The following is a 22,872-nucleotide window of genomic DNA, read 5'->3' as shown; positions in this document are numbered from 1 at the left end:
GGTCTTCCAGGGCCAATCGAGGGATAGTGGCCTCATGAACGTACTCGCCGACGTCCCGATCAGTCGCCACCTGTCCGTCTCCGGCCTGGTCCGCGTCATCGGCGACTGGCGGACGCGCACCCCGGCATACGCGGCGCTGGCGGACGCGGTGCGGGCAGGTGTGCTCTCCGGCGCGGTGCCCCTGGGGACGCGGTTGCCGAGCGAGCGCGATCTCGCGGCCACGCTCGGCGTCTCCCGGACCACCACGGCGGCGGCCTACGACCTCCTGCGTGAGCAGGGGTACGCCGTCGGGCGCACCGGGGTGGGCACGGTGACCTTGCTGCCCCGGCAGGACCGCCCCACGGCGCAGCCGGGCATCGTCGGCGGTGACGCCCCGAGCACGGACGACGTCGTCACGCCGGACGACGTCATCTACCTCAGCCAGGCCACGCCCGCCGCTCCCCCGCAGCTGCACCCGGCCTACACCCGAGCGCTCGAGGCGCTGCCTGCCTACCTCCCCGGTCACGGCTACGACCCGCTCGGCCTGCAGCCGCTGCGCGTGGCGCTCGCGCAGCTCTACACCGATCGCGGCACCCCGACCGTGCCGGACCAGATCCTCGTCACCACCGGTGCCCAGCACGCCATCTCGACCCTGCTCGCGGCGCTCGTGGGGCGTGGGGACCGGGTCGTCGTGCAGTCGCCGACCTACGCGCACGCCCTCGACGCGGCGCGCGGCGCAGGTGCTCGGCTCGTCGGTGTCCCGGTGGGCTCCGGAGTCGAGGCGCCCGGCTTCGACGGCGACCTCTTCGAGTCGACCGTGCGACAGGTCGCCCCGCGGCTCGTGTACCTCGTCCCCGACCACCACAACCCGACCGGCTACAGCCTGACACCGGCCGAGCGTGAGCACGTGCGCGCGGTCGCCCGCCGTCACCGGGTGACCGTCCTGGGCGACGAGACGCTGGTCGACATCGGGCTCGACCGTCCCGGCCTACCGGAGGACCACGGGCAGGAACACACGTTCTGCGGCGACGGCTCCGGTCACGGCAGGGTGCTCGCGATCGGTTCCGCGTCCAAGACCTTCTGGGGCGGGCTGCGCGTCGGGTGGATCCGCGCGCACCCCGACCTGGTCGCGCGCCTGGCGAGGACGCGCGGGGCCAGCGACGTCGCGACGTCGGTGCTCGAGCAGCTCGCGGTCGTCGAGCTCCTGACCGAGCGCCGGGCGCTGCTCGCCGACCGGGTGGAGGACCTGCGGGGCCGGCGGGACACCCTCGTCGACGCGCTGCGCGCCACGATCCGCGACTGGGACGTCCCCCGCCCGCCGGGAGGTCTGTCGCTCTGGGTGGGTCTGCCGTCACCGCGGGCGCACGCGCTGGTCAGTGCGGCCGCGGACCACGGGGTGGTGATCAACGCCGGGCCGCAGCTCACCCCGGACGGGAGCGCGCGGGACCATGTCCGCCTGGCCTACGCGCAGGACACCGCGACTCTCCTGCGCGCCGTGCCACGCCTGCAGGCGGCGTGGCGGCACGTGGCCGGCTGAGGGACCGGCAGAGGGGCGCTCAGCCGGTCCGCAGCTCGATGAGCGCCGTGGCCTGCGAGCCGTCGTGCAGGAGCCTGGCGGCGACGGCGCCCTGCGCCGACAGGCCGCGCCAGGACTCGCCCAACCACTGCTCGGCGTCGAACTGCGTGGTGAAGACCGGGCTCGTGGGCGCCGCCAACGCCGCACCCTCGGTGTCCAGGAGCACCCACTCCCACTGCGGACGGATCACGACCGGCCCCCTCGTGCCCGTGCACGGCGCACGAGCGAACGGTTGATGCGGGCCGCCCAGAACGGACCCGCGTAGACGAAGCCGGTGTACCCCTGGACGAGGTTCGCACCGACCGACAGGTAGTCCTCCGCGTCGGCAGGCGTGCTGATACCGCCGACGCCGATGATGACGGGGTCCGGTCCCAGCCGGGTGCGCAGGCGTTCGACGACCTCCAGCCCGCGCTCGCGCACCGGCGGGCCCGACAACCCGCCCGGGCCGAGGTCGTGCCCGATCGTCGTGTTCACCGCGACGACGCCGTCGAGCCCGAGCTCGAGGGCGAGGTCCGCGACGGCGTCGACGTCCTCGTCGGCGAGGTCGGGGGCGATCTTCACCAGCAGCGGGACCCTGGTCACGGGCGACGCCGCGTCCGCCGCCTCCCGCACCGCCGTGAGGATGGGGCGCAGCGCCTCGGTCGACTGCAGGTCCCGCAGACCGGGGGTGTTCGGCGACGAGACGTTCACCACGAGGTAGTCGGCGAACGGCGCGAGCAGGCGTGCGCTCGTCGCGTAGTCGTCGGCCGCGTGCTCGGCAGCCGTCACCTTGGTCTTGCCGATGTTCGCGCCGACGACGACCGCACGCCCGGCGGGGGTGCGACGGAGCCGCTCGAGGCGTGCGGCGGCAGCCGCAGCCCCCTCGTTGTTGAACCCCATGCGGTTGCGCACCCCGCGCAGCGGGATCTCGCGCCACATCCGCGGTGCGTCGTTGCCGGGCTGGGCGTGCGCGGTGACGGTACCGATCTCGACGAAGCCGAAGCCGAGCATCGTCAGCCCGCGCACGGCCCGGGCGTTCTTGTCGAACCCGCCCGCGAGGCCGAACGGCGCCGGCACGGTCCGTCCGAAGACCTGGACGCTGCCCGGCCCACCGGCGCCGCGGCCCAGGTAGGGCGCCACGGCCCCCTGGACGACGTCGCGCACCACGGGGACGCGCCCGGCCGCGGCGATGAGCGAGAACGCGACCTCGTGCGCCTTCTCGGGGTCCATCCGGCGGAAGACGCCGTGGAAGAGGAGGGAGTACAGCCGGCTCATGCGGGACCCTTCAGGTCGGAGGTCGACGGCGCGTCGGGTGCGTGGGAGCGGGTGCGCCACAGCCAGGTCAGACCCACCACGGGCAGCACGAGCGGGACGAGCCCGTACCCGATCCCGAAGCCGGACCACACGGTCGCGCGCCCGAACGCGTCCGGTTCCACCAGGGAGAACGCGCCCACCGCGAGCACACCGACGAGCTCGACGCCCACCGCGGCCCACGCTACCGCGCGCCACCGGGGCCCCGGGCGGGCGAGCGCGACGGTCGCGAGGACGTACACGACCGCGGCGAAGGCCGACAGCCCGTACGCGAGCGGCGCCTCGTGCCAGTCCCGCAGCAGCTGCACCGACGCACGCGCCGTCGCCGCGATCGCGAAGATCCCGTAGACCGCGACCAGGAGCCGCCCGAATCCCGTACCGGTGGGTCGATCCATCTCTGCCGTCCTGTCCGCGTCGCCGTTGCTCTCGTCGCTGCCCGCGCCGCTGGCGGCGCGGCCCGTGCTCACGCCGTCCAGATCTGCCACACCCGCCACTCCAGGAACGCCACGGTGAGCGCCGCGACCGCGAGGACGACCGAGCTCCACCGGGTGCGCTCGGCGAACGCCCAGAGCGCCGCGAGCGGCAGGACGAGCAGCGCGGTGACGAGGTAGCCCCAGAACAGCACCGGGTCCGCGGGGGCGTCGCCGGTCGCCGCGAGCACACCGGCGACGACCATCTGCACGACGATCAGGCCCTCGATCACCGCGCCGCCCCAGAGCTGACGGAGGATCACCGCACGGTCGACGACCACGAACCAGGTCGCCCACCCGGCGAGGGCGACGCACAGGACCACGACGAGCAGCAGGAGGGGCAGCACCACGACGCCGAGCCTACCGGCGTGCGCCGCGGGTTAGCATCGACGCGTGGCTGAACTCACTCTCTCCAGCAAGAATCCCGCAGGTGCCAAGGTCGACGCGCTCGTCGTCGGCACGCACACGACGACAGACGGCGTCGCGATCGTCGGGGGCGACCTCCCCGCGGACGTGGTGACGGAGCTGGAGGCGCTCGCTCCCGCGCTCGCCGTCACCGGCGCCCCGGACGAGGTCCGGCGGGTCCCGGCGGGCGCGTCCGTGAAGGCCGGTGTGCTCGTCCTGACCGGTCTCGGTGCACGCGACACCGAGGGCACGTTCTCCGCGGAGACCCTGCGGCGCGCGGCCGGCGCTGCCGTCCGCGAGCTCGGCGCGGTCACGTCCGTCGCCGTGGCGCTGCCGGCGGCCGACGAGGCCGACGTCGCGGCGATCGCCGAGGGCGCGCTGCTCGGCGCCTACGCCTACACCCGCTACCGCGACGGCGGCGCGCAGACCGCGGGCAAGCCCACGGGGAAGGGTGCGGGCAAGGCCGCGGCAGGGTCCGCCGACCGCTCCCCCGTGCCGGGTGCCGTCGCCTCGATCGAGGTGCTCACCCCGTTCGCGCGCGGCGCCAAGGCGAAGGCCGCCGTCGAGCGCGCCGCCGTCCTCGCCGCCGCCGTGCACGGCACGCGCGACCTCGTGAACACCGCGCCCAACGACCTGTACCCGGCGGCGTTCGCCGACCTGGCCAAGGCGTCGGCGCGCGGCACCGGGGTGAAGGTCTCCGTCCTCGACGACAAGGCGCTCGCCTCCGGCGGCTACGGCGGGCTCACCGCCGTCGGCCAGGGCTCGGCCCGCGGGCCGCGCCTCGTGAAGCTCACCTACTCGCCCTCCCGCCCCCAGGCGAAGGTCGCGCTCGTCGGCAAGGGCATCACGTTCGACTCGGGCGGAATCTCGATCAAGCCCGCCAAGGGCATGGAGGCCATGAAGTCCGACATGGCCGGCGCAGCCGCGGTGCTCCACACCGTCCTCGCGGCCGCCCGCCTCGGCCTGCCCGTCGCGGTCACCGGGTGGCTGTGCCTCGCGGAGAACATGCCGTCGGGCACGGCGCAGCGCCCGTCCGACGTCATCACGATCCGGGGCGGCAAGACCGTCGAGGTCCTCAACACGGACGCCGAGGGTCGGCTCGTCATGGCGGACGGCCTCGTCGCCGCCGTCGAGGACAAGCCGGACGTGGTCATCGACATCGCGACGCTGACCGGCGCCCAGGTCGTGGCCCTCGGCCACCGCGTGTCCGCCGTCATGGGCTCCGACAGCGTCCGGACCGAGGTCGTGGACGCCGCCGGCGCCGCGGGCGAGCAGTTCTGGCCCATGCCCCTGCCCGAGGAGCTCGCGGCCTCGATGAAGTCCAAGGTCGCCGACATCGCGAACATCGGCGACCGGTTCGGCGGCATGCTCGTCGCCGGGCTCTTCCTGCGGGAGTTCACGGGCGACACCCCGTGGGCCCACCTCGACATCGCCGGCCCGTCGTTCAACGAGGGCTCGGCGCACGGGTACACGCCGGTGGGCGGGACGGGTGTGGGCGTGCGTACGCTGCTCGCACTGCTCGAGGCCCGCGCCGTCTGATCCGCTCCGGACCTGATCCGGCCCGGCCGCGAGGACCCCCTCTCGGGGACCCTCGCGGCCGGCCACCCCGGGTTCGTCGCGGTCAGCGACGACGCTTGTGGCGCGAGTTCCAGTCCCGCATGCGCTGGGGGTAGCCGGTGAAGTTCACGTCGTACACGGGCAGCTCGAGCTGCTCGGCGACCTTGCGTGCCGTCCTCGCGTCGGGGACGCGCCGGCGCGTCCACTCCCCCGTGGTGGCGATGAGAATGAGGGTGGTGGGCGTGTCGTGCGTGGCGGGCTCGATGTAGGCCTCGACACCGACCCGGGTGCGGGCGAACTCCGCGAGGTGCTCGACGACGGCTCGGCGGCTCCCGTCCGGCTCACCCGGCGTGGTGGCCTGGCCGGACGGACGACGGGAGAACAGCTGGGACAACCGCGACATGAGCGCCAGGGTACTGCGTGCGGCTGACCACTTCCTGTGACGCGCTCCCGGAGCGGGTGGTCGGACAGCGGCCCGCGGTCGCCGAGCAGGTGCCCAGCATCACAGGCCGGCCGGACGTGTTCCGATTGGGGACAGGCTGCACGAAGTGCCAAGATGGCAGTCTGTACTGTGCTCGACCCCTCGCTCGACCCTTCGCTCGACCGTCTCTTCGTATGCCTCTAAGGAGCTGCACGTGGCCGACACCGGCACACATTTCGACATCGTCGTCCTGGGCGGAGGTAGCGGCGGCTACGCCACCGCGCTGCGTGCCGCCGAGCTGGGCAAGAACGTCGCCCTCGTGGAGTCCGGCAAGCTGGGCGGGACGTGCCTGCACAACGGCTGCATCCCCACGAAGGCCCTCCTGCACGCGGCGGAGCTCGCCGACAACGCGCGCGAGGGAAGCCACTACGGCGTGCAGTCCGAGCTGACCGGCATCGACATGAACGGTGTCAACTCCTACAAGGACGGCGTCATCGCCGGCCTGTACAAGGGGCTGCAGGGGCTCATCAAGTCCCGCAAGATCACGGTCATCGAGGGCCACGGCAGGCTCGTGGGGCAGGACGCCGTCGAGGTCGACGGCCAGCGGTACACGGGCGACAACATCGTGCTCGCGACCGGCTCCTACGCCCGCTCGCTGCCCGGGCTCGAGATCGGCGGCCGGGTCATCACGTCCGACCAGGCGCTCACGCTGGACTACGTCCCGAAGTCGGCGATCGTCCTCGGCGGCGGTGTCATCGGCGTCGAGTTCGCGAGCGTCTGGAAGTCCTTCGGCGCGGACGTGCAGATCGTCGAGGCGCTGCCGCACCTCGTCCCGAACGAGGACGAGGCGCTGTCGAAGGCCCTCGAGCGGGCGTTCCGCAAGCGCAAGATCGGCTTCACCCTCGGGGACCGCTTCTCCGGGGTGACCCAGGACGACTCCGGCGTGCACGTCACGCTCGAGTCCGGCAAGACGCTCGACGCCGACCTCCTCCTCGTCGCGGTCGGCCGCGGCCCCCGCACGGCGGACCTCGGGTACGAGGCCCAGGGCATCACCATGGAGCGCGGCTTCGTGATCGTCGACGAGCGTCTGCGCACGGGCGTCGGCAACATCTACGCGGCGGGCGACATCGTCCCCGGCCTCCAGCTCGCCCACCGTGGCTTCGCGCAGGGCATCTTCGTCGCGGAGCAGATCGCAGGCCTCGAGCCCACCCCGATCGTCGAGTCGGGCATCCCGCGTGTCACCTACTGCGAGCCCGAGGTGGCGTCCGTGGGCGTCACGGAGGCGGACGCCAAGGAGACCTTCGGTGCCGACGCCGTCGAGGTCCTCGAGTACAACCTCGCCGGCAACGGCAAGAGCAAGATCCTGGGTACCACCGGGTTCGTCAAGCTCGTCCGGCAGAAGGACGGTCCGGTCGTCGGGGTGCACATGGTCGGCGCGCGCGTCGGCGAACTCATCGGCGAGGGCCAGCTCATCGTGAACTGGGAGGCGTACCCGGAGGACGTCGCCGCCCTGGTCCACGCCCACCCGACGCAGAACGAGGCTCTCGGCGAGGCCCACCTGGCCCTCGCCGGCAAGCCGCTGCACGCCCACAACTGACCACCGATCGAAGGAGACCCAAGAGGTCATGTCTGACAACGTGCAGATGCCCGCACTGGGCGAGTCCGTCACCGAGGGAACCGTCACCCGCTGGCTCAAGGCCGTCGGCGAGAGCGTCGAGCTGGACGAGCCCCTGCTCGAGGTGTCCACCGACAAGGTCGACACGGAGATCCCGTCCCCGTTCGCCGGTGTGCTCGAGAAGATCCTCGTCGAGGAGGACGAGACGGTCGAGGTCGGCGCCGACCTGGCCGTGATCGGCTCCGGCGAGGGCGGTGGCGAGTCCGCACCGGCCGAGGAGCCCGCCGCCGAGAAGCCTGCTGAGGCCGAGCCGGCCGAGGAGCCCGCCGCTCCGGCACCCGTCGAGGAGCCCGCACCGGCACCCGCCGAGGAGCCCGCCCCCGAGAGCGCACCCCAGTCGTCCGAGGGGTCGTCCGACGGCCAGGAGATCACCCTGCCCGCGCTCGGCGAGTCCGTCACCGAGGGCACCGTCACCCGCTGGCTCAAGGCCGTCGGCGACAGCATCGAGGTCGACGAGCCCCTGCTCGAGGTCTCCACCGACAAGGTCGACACGGAGGTGCCGTCCCCCGTGGCCGGGACCGTCCAGAAGATCCTCGTCGAGGAGGACGAGACGGTCGAGGTCGGTACGGTGCTGGCGATCGTCGGTTCGGGTGCCGCAGCTCCCGCGCCCGCCGCGGAGAAGCCCGCGGAGAAGCCCGCCGAGAAGCCCGCCGAGCAGCCGGCTGAGAAGGCTGCCCCGGCGCCCGAGCCGGTCGCGGAGAAGCCGGCTGACAAGCCCGCCGAGAAGCCCGCGCAGAAGCCGGCGTCCGCGCCGGCCGCCCCTGCCGCTCCGGCAGGACGGGCGCGTCAGTCGTCCGGCTCGTACCTCACCCCGCTCGTGCGCAAGCTCGCCGCGGAGAAGGGCGTCGACGTCGAGTCCCTCACCGGGACCGGTGTCGGTGGCCGGATCCGCAAGGAGGACGTCCTCGAGGCCGCGAAGAAGGCCGAAGAGGCGGCAGCACCTGCAGCCGCGCCGTCGTCCGCCGCACCGGCCGCCAAGGCGCCGCGCGTCCCGGACGTCTCGCCGCTGCGCGGGACGACCGAGAAGCAGAGCCGACTGCGCAAGCTCGTCGCCTCGCGGATGGTCGAGGCCCTGCACACGCAGGCGCAGCTGACCACGGTGGTCGAGGTCGACGTGACGCGGGTCGCGAAGCTCCGTGCGAAGGCGAAGAACGATTTCAAGGCGCGCGAGGGTGCGAACCTCACGTTCCTGCCGTTCTTCACGCTCGCCGCGGTCGAGGCGCTCAAGGCGTTCCCGAAGATCAACGCCTCGATCACCGAGGACGAGATCATCTACCACGGTCAGGAGAACGTGGGCATCGCGGTCGACACCGAGCGTGGCCTCGTGGTGCCGGTCATCCGTGACGCGGGTGACCTCAACCTCGCCGGGATCGCTCGCAAGATCGCCGACCTCGCGACCCGTACCCGGGCGAACAAGGTGAGCCCGGACGAGCTCGGCGGGGCGACCTTCACGATCACGAACACCGGTTCCGGTGGTGCGCTGATCGACACCCCGATCGTCCCGGTCGGCCAGGTCGCGATCCTCGGCACGGGCACGATCGTCAAGCGTCCGGTCGTCGTGACCGACGCCGAGGGCAACGAGTCCATCGCCGTGCGCTCGATGAGCTACATCTTCCTGTCGTACGACCACCGGCTCGTCGACGGCGCGGACGCGGCCCGGTTCCTCGGTGCGATCAAGAACCGTATCGAGGACGGCGCGTTCGAGTCCGAGGTCGGCCTCTAGCCGATCGCAGGTCGCGGTCGACGCGCCTGGCACGACCACCTCGAGGAAGGCCTCCGATCACATGATCGGGGGCCTTCCTCGTGCACCCGAGGCTCCCGGAGCCCGTACGGTGGTGCTATGAAGATCGTCGTCGCGGGCTCTCACGGGCTCATCGGATCCGAGCTCCTCGAACGCCTGCGCGAGCTGGGTCATGAGGTGCACCGCCTGGTGCGGCGTCCCGCACAGATCGACGGCGAGCTCACGTGGGACCCCGACGCCGGCCTGCTCGACCCGCGCTCGCTCGAGGGCATGGATGCCGTCGTGAACCTCGCCGGGGCGGGTGTGGCCGACCAGCGCTGGACGGCCGCCTACAAGCGCACCATCCTCGAGTCCAGGACCCGGACCACCGGCCTGCTCGCCCGGACGCTCGCGGGTCTCGACGCACCGCCGCCGGTGTGGTTGCAGGGCTCGGCGGTGGGCTTCTACGGCGATCGCGGGGCCGAGGTGCTCACCGAGACGGCGCGGGCAGGGTACGGGTTCCTTGCCCACGTCGTCCGCGACTGGGAGGCGGCGACGGCGCCCGCCGAGGAGGCGGGCGTCCGCGTCGCGCACCTGCGCACGGGGATCGTCCTGACGCCCGACGGCGGCGCGCTCGGCAGGCTCCTCCCCCTCCTGCGGCTGGGGGTCGGCGGGCGCCTCGGGTCGGGACGCCAGTACTGGAGCTGGATCACGATGCGCGACGAGGTGGACGCGATCGTCCATCTCCTCACGGCGCAGGTCCACGGTCCGGTCAACCTCACCGGGCCGGCTCCCGCACCCAACGCGGAGGTGACCCGGGCGCTGGCGGCCGTGCTGCGGCGCCCCGCGGTCCTGGCGGTGCCGACGGTCGCGCTGCAGGTCGTGCTCGGCGAGCTGGCGAGCGACATCCTGGCCTCGCAGCGTGCGCTGCCGCACGTCCTCGAGGCGAGCGGGTACCGCTTCCACCACCCGGACCTCGAGTCGGCGGTGCGCTGGGTGGTCTCCGGAGCCCCCTCGGCCTGACGAGCGTCACCGCACCTCGGCAACCCGCCACCCGTCGTCCGTCCACCGCAGGACGAGCACGGCCGTCGTGGCGGGCGCCTCTGGCACCTCGACCTCCTGGCCGTCGGCCGACCGCTGGCGGTGCGCCGAGATCGTGTAGTCCACCTCGACCGCGACGTCGGCGACGTCAGCAGGCTCCGTCGGCTCCGCGGACTCCGTCGCATCGACGACGAGCCGGGTGTCGAGCACCTCGACGCCGGCGCCGACGAGCACCGTCCCGCCACTGCGCAGGTCACCCAGGAGCGCCTCGTCCGCGGTGTGGGCGGGCGACCCGGCGAGGACGACGCTCTCGAGGTCGCCGTCGCCACCTGCCAGCAGCTCGACACGTCGCACCGTGAGCGCGGCCGCGGCGTCCAGCGGTGCGCCCGCGTCGGCCGCGGGATCCGACAGGTCCGCGGGTCCGGTCACCACGGGTCCGGTGACCGTGGCGACGGCACCGGGCGCCGGGTCCGTGGGGCCCGACGGCGCATCGGCAGGTCCGAGGTGCAGGAACACGAGCACCAGGGCCGTGCACCCGACGAGCACTCCCGCGGCGGAGAGCACCGGCCGCAACGCTCCGGGCCGTCGCGACACCTGGGCGCGCCGTGCCGCGGCGCGCGTGCTCGGGCGCGCAACCGGACCGGACGCGGTACGAGGCCTGCTCGGGTCGCTCGTGGGCAGCCCGTCGGATCGTGGTGTGTCAGGTCGCGGCGTCCCTGGGCGTGGCGTCCCTGGGCGTGGCGCTCGCGGCCCGACGCGACGGGCCGCGAGCGCGCTGGACACGAGGCGTGCGGCGTCCGGGAGGGCGACCGGGCGCGCCGGTACCGCCTCGAAGCACCGGGCGGCGAACGTCCCGATCTCGGGCCTGGTGCGCGGGTCCTCGCGCAGCGCGAGGGCGAGCTCGCCGTGGAGCGCGGCGAGCTCGCCGAGCTCCTCCGTCGGCGCGCCGCTGGCCGGGGCGGCCGCCGACGGCGACCCCCCGGCGGCCAGTACCGTGCTCGGTGCGGGGAGCAGGTCCGCCAGCAGGCGGGCCAGGGTGTGCACGTCGCCGGTGCGGTCGCCCGTGAAGGGGGTGAGTGCCGGGTGCAGGACGGGGCGGCCGTCGTCGGACACCGTGACGTCCTCGCCCCGGACGACGCCGTGGACGAGGCCTGCGTGATGCATCGCGGCGAGGGCCTGCGCGACCGGGACGAGCACGGTCACGGCCTCTCCAGCGAGGAACGGGCCGCGGGCGCCGGCGAGCTCGTCGAGCCGCAGACCGGGGACGTGGGCGGTGAGGACGGCGAGCGTCGTGGCGTCGACCTGGAGAATCTCGTGGACACCGGCCATGTGCTCGTGGTCGACGCTGCGCAGCAGGTCCAGTCGCTCGGCGAGCCGCGCCCGCGCGTCGTCGCTCGGCGGGGCGGTGAGGAGCGTGACGTCGTAGGTCTCCTCCTCCGGTGTGACCACGACCCACGGTGTCCGGGGTGCGAGGGTGCGCGGCCGGCGCAGGATCCAGGCCCGGTCGGCCGCCAGGGCCGTCAACGCCGCGGGAGGCTCGTGCAGAGCGCTCGGTTCAGGGCGACCGTCGCGCCGGGCACGCCGGGCAGCGGGTCGGTGGTCGTGATCGCTCGCCATGTGCTCATCTCATCGCGGGGCGGCACCCACGGACCGTTGTCCACAGGTCGAGTTCTCCGAGGGCCGGTCCGACCGGCTCGTCCACGCGTCAGACGTCGACGCGTCGCCCCTCGGCGGCGCTGACGCGGGCCGCGTCGAGGACCTCGGCGGTGCGCACCGCGTCCGCGGGGTCCACCGGGACGGGTCCGTCGGCGGTGAGCCACCGGTCCACGGCCCGGTAGAAGTCGGCGTGCCCGCCGGGCGCCCTGCGCACCGGGGTCCGCTCGTGCCCCCTGGTGATCCACCCCTCGGTGCCCTCGGGAGCGTCGCGGTCGAAGACCTCGAAGGGAGAGGCGTCGTTCTCGAAGGTCGTCACCACGAAGGCCCCGTCGTTCCCCAGCACGCGGGTCCGGGGCCCGGGCGCACCGACGACCGATCCCGCCCACAGGCGGCTGACGACGTCCGTCCCGCTCGACGGCGTCTCGTGGTGGAGCACGAGGAACACGTCGTCCTCGGTGCGGGTCGTCAGGGCCCGCAGCTCCGCGGTCACCGAGCGCACCGGACCGAAGAGCCGGGTCGCCGAGTCGACGAGGTGCGGGCCGAGGTCCAGCAGCAGCCCGCCGCCCGCCGGGTCGTTCTCCTTCCAGCGGTCGAGCGGCACCGGTCGCCACCGCTCCCACCGGCGTTCGAAGGTGTGCACGTCACCGAGCTCTCCGGAGTCGAGGACGGAGCGCAGCGTGAGCTGTTCGGGATCCCACCGCCTGTTCTGGAACACGGTGAACGGAGTGCTCGTCGCCTGCGCGGCGTGCACGATCTCCCGGGCGGCGGGCGCGGTGAGCGCGATGGGCTTGTCCAGGACGAACGGCACGCCCGCGGCGGCGATCGCGAGCGCGTGCTCGGTGTGCAGGGCGGTCGGGCTCGCGACGACCACGACGTCGAAGACGGCGCGTTCGGCGCCGTCGGCGAGCAGGGAGTCGAGGTCGTCGTGCAGACGCACGCCCGGCCAGTCCTCCTGCGCGGCGGCCCGGCGTCCGGGGTCGCGGGCGACCACCGCGGTGACCCGGAGCCCTGCCTCCCGCACGAGCCGGGCGTGGATCCCCCGCCCCGCTCCGCCGTACCCGACCACTGCGACCCGCGTTGCGTCCATGGAGCCAATGTAGCGGTGCAGGAGCAGCAGCCAGCGGGTGGCACAATATGCGCATTCATCAGGATTCACCGACCTCCACGGTTCTGGTCGGTTTCGGGAAGGTCGTCCCTTGAGCAGCCGCAGCACCACCTCCCCCGCCCGTCGCTACCTGAGGATCGCGTTGATCGCGCTCGCGATCGCGATCGTCCTCGCCAACGCCTGGAACCAGAGCCTCGAGGCCCACGAGAGCGCCCCGCCGGGCAGTGCCCTCGCCGAGCTCGAGACGCTCGACGTGCGCGACGCCGAGCCCCGCACCGGGTACAGCCGCGAGGGGTTCGGACGGGCGTGGGCGGACGTGGACGACAACGGCTGCGACACCCGCAACGACATCCTCGCCCGCGACCTGTCCGAGGTCACCTACACCGAGCGGGACGAGACCTGCACCATCTCCACCGGGGTCTTCGTAGACCCGTACACGGGTCAGGAGATCGAGTTCCAGCGGGGTAAGACGACGAGCGCCGCCGTGCAGATCGACCACGTCGTGCCGCTGCTGGACGCCTGGCGCAAGGGCGCCCGCTCGTGGGACGAGAACACCATGGCGCTCTTCGCCAACGACCCGCTGAACCTCCTGGCATCCGACGGCTCGGCCAACCAGTCCAAGGGGGCACGCGACGCGTCCGAGTGGTTGCCGCCCGACGAGACCTTCCACTGCACCTACGTCGCCCGGCAGATCGCCGTCAAGAGCGTCTACGCGCTGGCGGTCACCCCCGCGGAGCGGGACGCGATGCGTACCGTCCTCGACGCCTGCCCGTCCGAGCCGCTTCCCAGCGCCGCGAGCACCGCGACCGCTGACGCCGTCGACCCCTGGTGAACCCTGTGCGGAGCCGCTAGGCCCGGGCGGTCGGCCGCGGACCGCCGCGCGACAGCGCGCCCGGCCACCACACGCGACGGCCGATGTCGTGGACGAGAGCCGGCACGAGCAGGCTGCGCACGACGAGCGTGTCGAGCAGCACGCCGAACGCGACGATGAAGGCGATCTGGGCGAGGAACAGCAGCGGGATCACCCCGAGCGCGGCGAACGTCGCGGCCAGCACCACACCGGCGGACGTGATCACCGATCCCGTGACCGCGAGCGCCTTGAGGACGCCGGGTCTCGTGCCGATCACCGCGCTCTCCTCCCGGACGCGGGTCATGAGGAAGATCGAGTAGTCGACGCCGAGCGCGACGAGGAAGCAGAATGCGTACAGCGGCACCGCGGGGTCGGCCCCCGGGAAGTCGAGGACGTGCTCGAACACGAGGGCCGCGACACCGAGCGCCGCACCGAACGACAGCACGTTGGCACCCATGAGGAGCACGGCCGCGAGGACGGATCGCAGCAGCAGCATGAGGATCAGCAGGATCACGACGAGGACGACCGGCACGATGACCTGCAGGTCGCGCGTGCCTGCCTCCTGGGTGTCGAGCCGCTCGGCGGCCGCGCCTCCGACGAGCGTCTCGGGCGAGACCTCGTGCACCGCCTCACGCAGGTCGGCCACGGCCACCACCGCGTCCTGCGAGTCGGAGGGCGCCTCGGTCGAGACGTCGAGACGGACGGCGCCGTCGATCACCACGGGCGGACCCTGGCTCGGTGCGCCGGGCGCCGCAGGGGCTCCCTCGGTGACGGCCGTCACCGCGGCGATGCCCGGCGTCGACTCCGCGGCCTGCGTCACGGCATCGACGTCACCCTCAGGGACGACGACGACGACCGGCTGCGCGGAGACGCCCTCGAAGTGCTCCGCGAGCACCGCCTCCCCGTCCACCGAGTCCACCTGCGTGAGGAAGACCTCGGAGTCGCCGGTGCCCTCGGCGTCGAGCGTGGGCACGAACGCCGCGCAGCCCGCCAGCACGACCGCCGTGACGATCCACACCGGTCGGTCGTGGCGACCGACGAACGACGCGACCTTGGACCACACGCCGTGCCCCTCGACGTCGACGCGCGCCGCGTCGGCCCGGGCGGTCTCGGGTCCGGTGAGGTCGATCGTGGGACCGGTCTCGGCGGCGTCTGCCTCCGGCTCGACGAAGCGTGGGACCTGGGGCCAGAAGATGCCGCGGGAGCGCTGCCCGGCGAGCACGAGGAACACGGGCAGCAGGGTCAGTGCGGCAAGGAAGGCCGAGACGATGCCGATCGCAGCGACCGGCCCGAGGCTGCGGTTGGACGCGAGGTCGGACAGCAGCAGGCAGAGCAGCCCGGCGATCACGGTCCCTGCGCTGGCGGCGATGGGCTCGATCGAGGCGCGGATCGCGCGGCGCAGGGCCGTGTACGTGCTGCGGACGTGCCGCAGCTCCTCGCGGTAGCGGGCGACGACGAGCAAGGAGTAGTCGACGGCGGCGCCGACCACGAGGATCGACAGGATGCCCTGGGACTGCCCGTTGAGCGTCAGCACTCCGGAGTCGGCGAGGTGGTAGACGACGAGGCCGGCGAGGCTCAGGGCGAGCACCGCGGTGAGGATGACGACGAACGGCAGGATCGGCGAGCGGTACACGACCGCGAGGATGACGAGGACCGCGGCGAGCGCGACGAGCAGCAGGACGGTGTCGATGCCACCGAACGCGTTCACGAGATCGGCCACGAACCCTGCCGGGCCCGTCACCCACGCCTCGAGGCCGGAGCCGTCGAACGTGTCGGCGACCGCGTCGCGCAGCGCGGCCACGACGACGTTGTTGATGCGCTCCTCGTCACCGATGAGCTCGCTGGACAGCGCGGCGTCGAGTGACACGACGACGAGCGCGGCGCGCCCGTCCTCGGATGGCACGGTGACGGGGTCTGCAGTGAGGACGTCGCCGACCGTCCGCGGCTCGGAGCCGCTCGCGGCACCGCCCTCCCCCTCGGCGCCGCCCTCGACGAGCGGCAGGTCACCGATCCCGGCGGCGAAGTCCTCGACGGCGGCGAGCTGCTCGCCCGTGAGGTCCGACCCGTCGGCGGGGCGCACGACGACCAGCGCCGGGAGGCTCTCCGAGTCGACGAACTCGCGCGCGGCGTCGGCCGCCTGCGTGGACTCAGCGCTGGACGGCAGGAACGCTGCGGCGTCGTTCGTCTGGACGGAGCTCAGCTGCCCCTGCGCCTGTCCGCCCAGCGCACCCACGGCGAGCCAGACCCCGAGCACTGCGAGAATGAGGAGGCCTCGGAGCGCGCCGCTCCAGCGATTACTCAGCATGCTGAGTACTATTGACGACGGAGGTTCGATAAGCAAGTGGACATCAGCCCGGTGAGCAAGGAGCCCCAGGACTGGCCGACCGGCCGGCTCCTGTCAGCGGTGACCCGGCGGATCGAGCGGGAGTGGAACGCCCACCTCGACACCTGGGAACTCAACCATGCGAGCATGCCCGTCCTCATGCACCTTCTCGCAGGCCCCCGCACGCAGCGCGAGCTCGCCCGTGAGTCGAACGTCACGGAGCAGACGATGAGCCGGATCGTCGCGCGCCTCGAGCGCTCGGGGTACGTCGTGCGCGAGCACGACGCCACCGACCGCCGCCGCCGCGCCGTGTCGATCACGGACGCGGGCCGGGGGGCGGCCTTCGCGTCGGCTCGGCCCCGGCCGGCGGAGGAGCTCAGCACCCGCGGGCTGACGCCGGAGCAGATCACCACCCTGCGCGAGATCCTCATCACGATGATCGAGGCCCACCCCCGTCCCGGCGAGGACTAGCCTGAGGCCATGCGCTTCCGCACCGAGGGACCAGGACTGACCGACTACGAGGACGCCTGGGACCTGCAGCGCCAGGTGCACACCGAGGTCGCCGACGGCCGCGCACCGGACACGGTCCTGCTCGTCGAGCACCCGCCCGTCTACACGGCGGGTCGGCGCACCAACCGTGCCGACCGCCCGACCGACGGCACCCCCGTCGTCGACGTCGACCGGGGCGGGAAGATCACCTGGCACGGACCGGGCCAGCTCGTCGCCTACCCGATCGTGCGGCTCGCGGAGCCCGTCGACGTCGTCGCCTACGTCCGCGCGCTCGAGGAGGCCGTGATCGCCGTCTGCGCCACGCTCGGCCTGACCACCGGCCGCGTCGAGGGCCGCAGCGGCGTGTGGTTCGCCGCGACGCCCACCCGGCGCGAGCGCAAGGTCTGCGCGATCGGCGTCCGCGTCGCGCGCGGCGTGACCATGCACGGCCTGGCCCTCAACTGCGACCCGGACCTCGCCGAGTACTCGCGCATCGTGCCGTGCGGGATCTCCGACGCCGACGTGACGTCCCTCACCGCCGAGCTCGGCCGGCCCGTGACGATCACGGACGTCGCTCCGCTGCTCCAGGACGCGCTCGTAGAGCACCTCGCGGCCATCACGATGCCCGACGACCGCGCAGCCACGATGCCCGACGCCGTCCGCGCAGCCCAACGCACGGACGTCGACGCTCCGCAGGGCCGGTTGCGCGCAGTAGGCTAGCCCCCAAGGGAACCGTGCGTGCCGGAGTTCTCGGGTGGGTCGGCACGCTCTGTCGACGAACCACGGACCCCTCATGAACCGCACACCCACCCCCCTCGCCTCCGCCCCCACGTCCGGCGACCGCCCGTCCGGCGCACCGCCGGTCGGAGCCCGTGCCGCGTACGCCACGCTCCCCGCCCTCACGGGTCGCGCCTTCTTCCCGGTCGCGTTCCTCGCGCGGCTGCCGTTCTCGATGATCACCATCGGCACCCTCCTGCTCGTGTCGACCGCGACCGGCTCGCTCGCGGTCGGCGGCCTGGCGAGCGCCGCCGGCGCGGTCGCGACCGCTGTCTGCGGCCCCGCCCAGGGGGCCGTGGCCGACCGGTGGGGGCAGCGTCGCGTGCTGCTCGTCGTCGTACCCCTCGAGGTGGCCGCGATCGCGGGCCTGCTCTGGGTCACCGCCCGTCCCTCCCCCGATGCGCTCGTGCTGGCTTCCGCCGCCCTCATGGGCGCCTTCGCGCCGCAGGTCAGCCCGCTGGCCCGGGTGCGTTGGATCGCGGCCACCCGCGACGCGCCGCGGTCGCTGCTCGCCGCGATGAGCTACGAGTCGACGGCGGACGAGGTGAGCTTCGTGCTCGGCCCGGCCCTCGTGGGGGTGCTCGCCGGCGCGACCTCGCCCGCGACCGCGATGGGCGTCGCCGGCGCGCTGTGCGCGGTGTTCGGCCTCGCCTTCGCGCTGCACCCCAGCGCACGCCTCGCCCCCGGGCGGCGCCACGAGGAGGCCGCCGCGGCGGCCTCCCGCACCACGACCGGTCCGGCCGAGCAGGCGCCGCGCGCGCACTTCGCCGCGCTCCTGCGCCGCGTGCTGGTGCCCGTCCTCGGGATGGCCTCGATGGGGCTGCTCTTCGGCTCCACGCAGACGGCCGTGACGTCGTTCGCGCGCGACGCGGGCATCCCCGACAGCGCCGGCCTGCTCTACGCCGTCATGGGGCTCGGATCGGCGGCCACGGCCCTGGCCGTCGTCGCGCTCCCGTCGGCGTGGTCGCCCCGCGGGCGCTGGACGACGTTCGCCGCAGGCCTGCTCGTCGGGGCGGTGGTGACCCTCGTCACCGTCTCGAGCGGCGCCACGGTCGGCGGGCTGGTCCTCGCGCTCGGCGCGGTCGGCCTCTTCATCGGCCCGGTCATGGTCACCGTGTTCACCGTCGGCGGCGACCGCAGCCCGGCCGGGCGCAGCGGGGTCGCGATGACCCTGCTCGCGAGCGCGAACGTCGTCGGCGTCGCCGCGGGCGCCGCCCTCGGCGGCCAGGTCGCCGAGCAGGCCGGGACCACGGCCGCCTTCGGAGGGCCCGTGCTCGCCGCGGCCCTGCTGCTGGTCACCGGCATGTCGCTCAGATCACGCCCCCGGGCCGTGGACCGGGACGGACCGGTCACGGTGGCTGGCGTAGTCTGAACGACGACCGGTGCCGTAACTCGGCAGAGGCCCGACTGGGAGAGACACCCCGTGACGATCGCACCTGAAGGGCGGCGCATGCTGCGGGTCGAAGCCCGCAACGCCGCGACACCCATCGAGAAGAAGCCCGAGTGGATCAAGACCCGGGCGACGATGGGTCCCGAGTACTCCGAGCTCAAGAGCCTCGTGAAGAGCGAGGGCCTGCACACGGTGTGCGAGGAAGCAGGCTGTCCCAACATCTTCGAGTGCTGGGAAGACCGCGAGGCCACGTTCCTCATCGGTGGCGACCAGTGCACGCGCCGCTGCGACTTCTGCCAGATCGACACGGGCAAGCCGGCCGACTTCGACGCGGACGAGCCGCGCCGCGTCGCGGAGTCCGTCCAGGCCATGGGCCTGCGGTACTCGACCATCACGGGCGTCGCCCGTGACGACCTGCCCGACGGCGGTGCCTGGCTCTACGCCGAGACCGTCCGCCAGATCCACGCGGCCAACCCGGGCACCGGCGTCGAGCTGCTGATCCCGGACTTCAACGCCATCCCCGAGCTGCTCGACGAGGTGAACGAGTCGCGGCCCGAGGTCCTGGCGCACAACCTCGAGACGGTGCCGCGCATCTTCAAGCAGATCCGGCCGGCGTTCCGCTACGAGAGGTCGCTGTCGGTCCTCACGCGTGCCCGCGAGGCTGGCCTGGTCACCAAGTCGAACATCATCCTCGGCATGGGCGAGACGATCGACGAGGTCAAGGAGGCGCTGCAGGACCTGCACGACGCCGGCTGCGACCTCATCACGATCACGCAGTACCTGCGCCCGTCGCTGCGCCACCATCCCGTGGACCGCTGGGTCAAGCCCGAGGAGTTCGTCGAGCTGTCCGACGAGGCCGAGCGCATCGGCTTCCTCGGTGTGATGTCCGGTCCGCTCGTGCGCTCGTCCTACCGGGCCGGGCGCCTGTGGGGGCAGGCCATGACACGCCGTGGCATGCAGGTCCCCGCCGCGCTCGCACACCTCACGGAGCCGACGACGGCCCGTCAGGAGGCGGCGAGCCTCCTCGCCCGCTGAGCGACGTGCCTCCCGACCACCCGTCCGCAAGCGCACGGGTGCCCCACTAGACTGAGGAACCATGGCCCGCAAGAAGAACACCGGCTCCGACGACCTCGCCGCCACCGGCACCTCCGAGGCCGGCGCGAAGAAGCAGAAGAAGCCGAAGAAGCAGCGCTGGTACCACCAGGTGTGGTCCGCCTACAAGATGACCCGTCGGGAGGACCCGAACGTCACGTGGGTGATGGCCGCGGTCTTCGTGGGCATCCTCGCGGTCGCCCTCGGGCTCGGCGTCTGGTGGGGCATGTGGGTCTACACCCTCATCGTCGGCCTGCCGTTCGCCCTCCTCGGCGCCATGTTCGTGCTCACCCGCCGGGCGGAACGAGCGGCCTACAGCCAGATCGAGGGTCAGCCCGGCGCTGCGCGCGCCGCGCTCGGCACCATCCGCCGTGGCTGGGCGTTCGACGAGGAGCCGGTCGCGGTCACCCCGCAACAGGACATGGTCTTCCGCGGGATCGGTCGTGCGGGCGTCGTCCTCGTCAGCGAAGGGCCGCCAGCTCGGGCCGGCAAGCTCCTCGAGAAGGAGTCGCGCCGCGTCACCCGCGTCCTGCCGAACGTGCCCGTCACCCAGATCCAGTGCGGGAACGCCGAGGGTCAGGTCGCGCTGCGCAAGCTGCCGCGCACGGTGCAGAAGCTGCGCTCCACCCTCACCAAGCCCGAGGCGGCCGAGGTCTCGAAGCGCCTGCGCGCCCTCGGCGGCGTCAAGCTCCCCATCCCGAAGGGCATCGACCCCACCCGGGCTCGCCCGGACCGCAAGGGCATGCGCGGCCGCTGATCCCCCGCGCGTCCGCTCGAACGCCGTCAGCCGCCCCCGCCCTCCGGCGCGGGCGGCTGACGCGCGTGCGGGGACATCGTCCCGCGAGATAGAACCTGGGTACGCGAGATAGAACCCGGGTGCGCGAGGTCGAACCCTGGTCGGGCAAAGCGTCAGAGCCGGACGATGACCGTCCCGGCGGCGCGGTCGTGCATCCCACGGCCGTCGCTGTCCCAGACGACCGCCGGGAGCACGAGGCACAGCAGGACCGCTCGCGTCGCGCCGCGGACGAAGCCCACCATCTGGCCGGGGCCGGCGAGGCCGCGGACCTGCAGCCCGAGGATCCGGTGCCCCAGCGTGTAGCCGAGCGTGCTCACCAGCAGCACGTTCTCGACGGCGAAGACGGCGAGCGTGGCCATCGCGTGCCCGCCGAAGGCGAGGTTGCTGATGAGCAGGCAGACGAGCCAGTCGATCATCAGCGCGAGCACCCGCCGGCCGAGCGGTGCCATGGATCCTGGGCCGGCCGCGGGCAGGCCGAGCTTCGAGCCGGAGTGTCGGGAGTCGTCACCGGGGCTACCCTCGAGCCAGCTACCCATGTCTTCTCGTGAGACCACGCCACCAGCCTACGTCCCGGCCGCACCGCCGCGGCACGCGGCGTGTTGCACGAATGTCACACTGGGCCGCGCTCCGTAACACGCCCGAAACACTTGGTACATGACAGGGAAACGCCCGGGGCCTAGGTTCGATGGCGCCACGTCAGCACGTTGACCACAGGCACCAACAACCAAGGAGCAACGGATGTTCAAGAACGCGGAGGAGGCAATCGCCTTCACCCGGAACGAGGGCGTCGAGTTCGTCGACGTCCGGTTCTGCGACCTGCCGGGCGTCATGCAGCACTTCAACATCCCGATCGCGCAGTTCGCGGAGTCCGCGTTCACCGACGGGATGATGTTCGACGGATCCTCGATCCGTGGGTTCCAGGCGATCCACGAGTCGGACATGAAGCTCATCCCCGACGTGACCTCCGCCTACCTGGACCCGTTCCGCAAGCGCAAGACGCTCATCGTGAACTTCTCGATCGTGGACCCGTTCACGGACGAGTCGTACTCGCGCGACCCGCGCAACATCGCGGCCAAGGCCGAGGCCTACCTGCGCTCGACGGGCATCGCGGACACCGCGTTCTTCGCTCCTGAGGCCGAGTTCTACCTCTTCGACGACGTCCGGTTCAAGACGAGCCAGAACGAGTCGTACTACCACATCGACTCCGTCGAGGCCGCGTGGAACACCGGCCGTGAGGAGGAGGGTGGCAACCTCGGCTACAAGACGCGCTACAAGGGCGGCTACTTCCCCGTCTCCCCGAACGACCAGTTCGCCGACCTGCGCGACGAGATGTGCGCGGTCCTCGGCGAGGTCGGCCTGGACGTCGAGCGTGCGCACCACGAGGTGGGCACCGCCGGCCAGCAGGAGATCAACTACCGTTTCTCCACGCTGCAGGCGGCCGCTGACGACCTGATGAAGTTCAAGTACGTCATCAAGAACGTCGCCTGGCAGGCCGGCAAGTCCGCGACCTTCATGCCGAAGCCGATCTTCGGTGACAACGGCTCGGGCATGCACTCGCACCAGTCCCTGTGGAAGGACGGCGAGCCGCTGTTCTTCGACGAGAAGGGCTACGGCGGCCTGTCGGACATCGCCCGCTGGTACATCGGTGGCCTCCTCAAGCACGCGCCCTCGCTGCTCGCCTTCACGAACCCGTCGGTGAACTCCTACCACCGTCTGGTCCCGGGCTATGAGGCTCCGGTCAACCTCGTCTACTCGGCGCGCAACCGCTCCGCGTGCATCCGTATCCCGGTCACCGGGTCCTCGCCCAAGGCCAAGCGCGTCGAGTTCCGCGTGCCGGACCCCTCGGCGAACCCGTACCTGGCCTTCGCGGCGCAGCTGCTCGCCGGCATCGACGGCATCAAGAACCGGATCGAGCCGCCGGAGCCGGTCGACAAGGACCTGTACGAGCTGCCCCCCGAGGAGCACGCGCAGATCCAGCAGGTGCCCGCGTCGCTCGGCGAGGCGCTCGACTCGCTCGAGGCCGACCACGACTTCCTCACGCAGGGTGACGTCTTCACCGAGGACCTCATCGCGACGTGGATCGACTACAAGCGCACCCACGAGATCGACCCGATCCGTCTGCGCCCGCACCCGCACGAGTTCGAGCTCTACTACGACATCTGATCGGCTCCCCTCCGGGGGTCCCTGAGAGGGACCCCCGGGGGCGCTGCAGAACGGCGGCTGGCCCGGACGAACGTCTCACGACGTCGTCCGGGCCAGC

The 22,872-nt window shown here is 72.7% G+C and carries 21 protein-coding genes; 12 read left to right on the top strand and 9 right to left on the bottom strand.

Going from position 1 to position 22,872, the window contains the following annotated elements; genetic code table 11:
- Positions 1–34: 34 nt before the first annotated feature.
- Positions 35–1,516, top strand: coding sequence for a MocR-like transcription factor YczR (gene yczR / locus OHL10_RS18285; RefSeq protein WP_265523685.1), 1,482 nt, complete (start codon positions 35–37; stop codon positions 1,514–1,516).
- Positions 1,517–1,535: 19 nt separating this feature from the next.
- On the opposite strand, the gene OHL10_RS18280 is transcribed toward yczR, so the two are convergent.
- The 4 genes from OHL10_RS18280 to OHL10_RS18265 all read right to left on the bottom strand — a co-directional run bounded on the left by OHL10_RS18280 (position 1,536) and on the right by OHL10_RS18265 (position 3,665).
- Positions 1,536–1,745, bottom strand: a complete 210-nt coding sequence (locus OHL10_RS18280; RefSeq protein WP_265523684.1) for a hypothetical protein — start codon at positions 1,743–1,745, stop codon at positions 1,536–1,538.
- Complete coding sequence (locus tag OHL10_RS18275) at positions 1,742–2,809, bottom strand: quinone-dependent dihydroorotate dehydrogenase (protein ID WP_265523683.1); 1,068 nt, start codon at positions 2,807–2,809, stop codon at positions 1,742–1,744. The genes OHL10_RS18280 and OHL10_RS18275 overlap by 4 nt, the downstream gene beginning before the upstream one ends.
- Complete coding sequence (locus OHL10_RS18270; protein WP_265523701.1) at positions 2,806–3,240, bottom strand: hypothetical protein; 435 nt, start codon at positions 3,238–3,240, stop codon at positions 2,806–2,808. The genes OHL10_RS18275 and OHL10_RS18270 overlap by 4 nt, the downstream gene beginning before the upstream one ends.
- 68 nt (positions 3,241–3,308) lie before the next feature.
- Positions 3,309–3,665 (bottom strand): hypothetical protein, encoded by a 357-nt coding sequence (locus OHL10_RS18265; protein WP_265523682.1) that lies wholly within the window; start codon positions 3,663–3,665, stop codon positions 3,309–3,311.
- 43 nt (positions 3,666–3,708) lie between these two features.
- Here OHL10_RS18265 and OHL10_RS18260 point away from each other — a divergent pair, with 43 nt between their 5' ends.
- Positions 3,709–5,259, top strand: a complete 1,551-nt coding sequence (locus OHL10_RS18260; RefSeq protein ID WP_265523681.1) for a leucyl aminopeptidase — start codon at positions 3,709–3,711, stop codon at positions 5,257–5,259.
- Positions 5,260–5,341: 82 nt separating this feature from the next.
- Here the strand turns inward: OHL10_RS18260 and OHL10_RS18255 are convergent, their stop codons facing one another.
- Entirely contained in the window at positions 5,342–5,680 is a 339-nt protein-coding gene (locus OHL10_RS18255) for an oxidoreductase (RefSeq protein WP_265523680.1), read from the bottom strand.
- A gap of 232 nt (positions 5,681–5,912) precedes the next feature.
- Here OHL10_RS18255 and lpdA point away from each other — a divergent pair, with 232 nt between their 5' ends.
- The 3 genes from lpdA (at position 5,913) to OHL10_RS18240 (ending at position 10,116) form a co-directional block, all read left to right on the top strand.
- Positions 5,913–7,295: a dihydrolipoyl dehydrogenase gene (gene lpdA, locus OHL10_RS18250; protein WP_265523679.1), complete on the top strand. Its 1,383-nt coding sequence runs from the start codon at positions 5,913–5,915 to the stop codon at positions 7,293–7,295.
- A 28-nt stretch (positions 7,296–7,323) separates the two neighbouring features.
- The gene (gene sucB / locus OHL10_RS18245) at positions 7,324–9,096 is read left to right on the top strand and encodes a 2-oxoglutarate dehydrogenase, E2 component, dihydrolipoamide succinyltransferase (protein WP_265523678.1); all 1,773 of its coding nucleotides are present in this window, start codon (positions 7,324–7,326) and stop codon (positions 9,094–9,096) included.
- A 117-nt stretch (positions 9,097–9,213) separates the two neighbouring features.
- Entirely contained in the window at positions 9,214–10,116 is a 903-nt protein-coding gene (locus OHL10_RS18240) for a TIGR01777 family oxidoreductase (protein WP_265523677.1), read from the top strand.
- A gap of 6 nt (positions 10,117–10,122) precedes the next feature.
- On the opposite strand, the gene OHL10_RS18235 is transcribed toward OHL10_RS18240, so the two are convergent.
- Positions 10,123–11,751: a serine/threonine-protein kinase gene (locus tag OHL10_RS18235; protein WP_265523676.1), complete on the bottom strand. Its 1,629-nt coding sequence runs from the start codon at positions 11,749–11,751 to the stop codon at positions 10,123–10,125.
- 88 nt (positions 11,752–11,839) lie between these two features.
- Complete coding sequence (locus OHL10_RS18230) at positions 11,840–12,877, bottom strand: Gfo/Idh/MocA family protein (RefSeq protein ID WP_265523675.1); 1,038 nt, start codon at positions 12,875–12,877, stop codon at positions 11,840–11,842.
- Between the two features lie 109 nt (positions 12,878–12,986).
- Here OHL10_RS18230 and OHL10_RS18225 point away from each other — a divergent pair, with 109 nt between their 5' ends.
- Positions 12,987–13,727 (top strand): HNH endonuclease family protein, encoded by a 741-nt coding sequence (locus OHL10_RS18225; RefSeq protein WP_265523674.1) that lies wholly within the window; start codon positions 12,987–12,989, stop codon positions 13,725–13,727.
- 16 nt (positions 13,728–13,743) lie between these two features.
- On the opposite strand, the gene OHL10_RS18220 is transcribed toward OHL10_RS18225, so the two are convergent.
- Positions 13,744–16,050, bottom strand: coding sequence for an MMPL family transporter (locus OHL10_RS18220; protein WP_265523673.1), 2,307 nt, complete (start codon positions 16,048–16,050; stop codon positions 13,744–13,746).
- Positions 16,051–16,086: 36 nt separating this feature from the next.
- On the opposite strand from OHL10_RS18220, the gene OHL10_RS18215 reads away from it, so the two are divergent.
- The 5 genes from OHL10_RS18215 (at position 16,087) to OHL10_RS18195 (ending at position 20,573) form a co-directional block, all read left to right on the top strand.
- The gene (locus tag OHL10_RS18215; protein WP_265523672.1) at positions 16,087–16,539 is read left to right on the top strand and encodes a MarR family winged helix-turn-helix transcriptional regulator; all 453 of its coding nucleotides are present in this window, start codon (positions 16,087–16,089) and stop codon (positions 16,537–16,539) included.
- Between the two features lie 9 nt (positions 16,540–16,548).
- Positions 16,549–17,277: a lipoyl(octanoyl) transferase LipB gene (lipB, locus tag OHL10_RS18210; RefSeq protein ID WP_265523671.1), complete on the top strand. Its 729-nt coding sequence runs from the start codon at positions 16,549–16,551 to the stop codon at positions 17,275–17,277.
- A gap of 73 nt (positions 17,278–17,350) precedes the next feature.
- On the top strand, positions 17,351–18,706 hold the full coding sequence (locus tag OHL10_RS18205) for an MFS transporter (RefSeq protein WP_265523670.1): 1,356 nt from the start codon (positions 17,351–17,353) through the stop codon (positions 18,704–18,706).
- A 51-nt stretch (positions 18,707–18,757) separates the two neighbouring features.
- Complete coding sequence (gene lipA, locus OHL10_RS18200) at positions 18,758–19,759, top strand: lipoyl synthase (RefSeq protein WP_265523669.1); 1,002 nt, start codon at positions 18,758–18,760, stop codon at positions 19,757–19,759.
- A 61-nt stretch (positions 19,760–19,820) separates the two neighbouring features.
- Positions 19,821–20,573 carry a DUF4191 domain-containing protein gene (locus tag OHL10_RS18195; RefSeq protein ID WP_265523668.1) on the top strand — a complete coding sequence of 251 codons (753 nt, stop codon included), beginning with the start codon at positions 19,821–19,823 and terminating at the stop codon, positions 20,571–20,573.
- A gap of 152 nt (positions 20,574–20,725) precedes the next feature.
- Here OHL10_RS18195 and OHL10_RS18190 read toward each other — a convergent pair whose 3' ends face one another.
- Positions 20,726–21,166, bottom strand: a complete 441-nt coding sequence (locus tag OHL10_RS18190) for an RDD family protein (protein ID WP_265523667.1) — start codon at positions 21,164–21,166, stop codon at positions 20,726–20,728.
- Between the two features lie 184 nt (positions 21,167–21,350).
- Between OHL10_RS18190 and glnA the strand changes: the two genes are divergently transcribed.
- Positions 21,351–22,775: a type I glutamate--ammonia ligase gene (gene glnA, locus OHL10_RS18185; protein WP_265523666.1), complete on the top strand. Its 1,425-nt coding sequence runs from the start codon at positions 21,351–21,353 to the stop codon at positions 22,773–22,775.
- The last annotated feature ends 97 nt before the right edge of the window (positions 22,776–22,872 follow it).

This window comes from Oerskovia flava (assembly GCF_026163685.1).
In the GTDB taxonomy this organism is placed as follows: Bacteria; Actinomycetota; Actinomycetes; order Actinomycetales; family Cellulomonadaceae; genus Oerskovia_A; species Oerskovia_A flava.
Note: the sequence above shows the minus strand (reverse complement) of the source record. Positions and strands in the feature narration are given on the sequence as shown.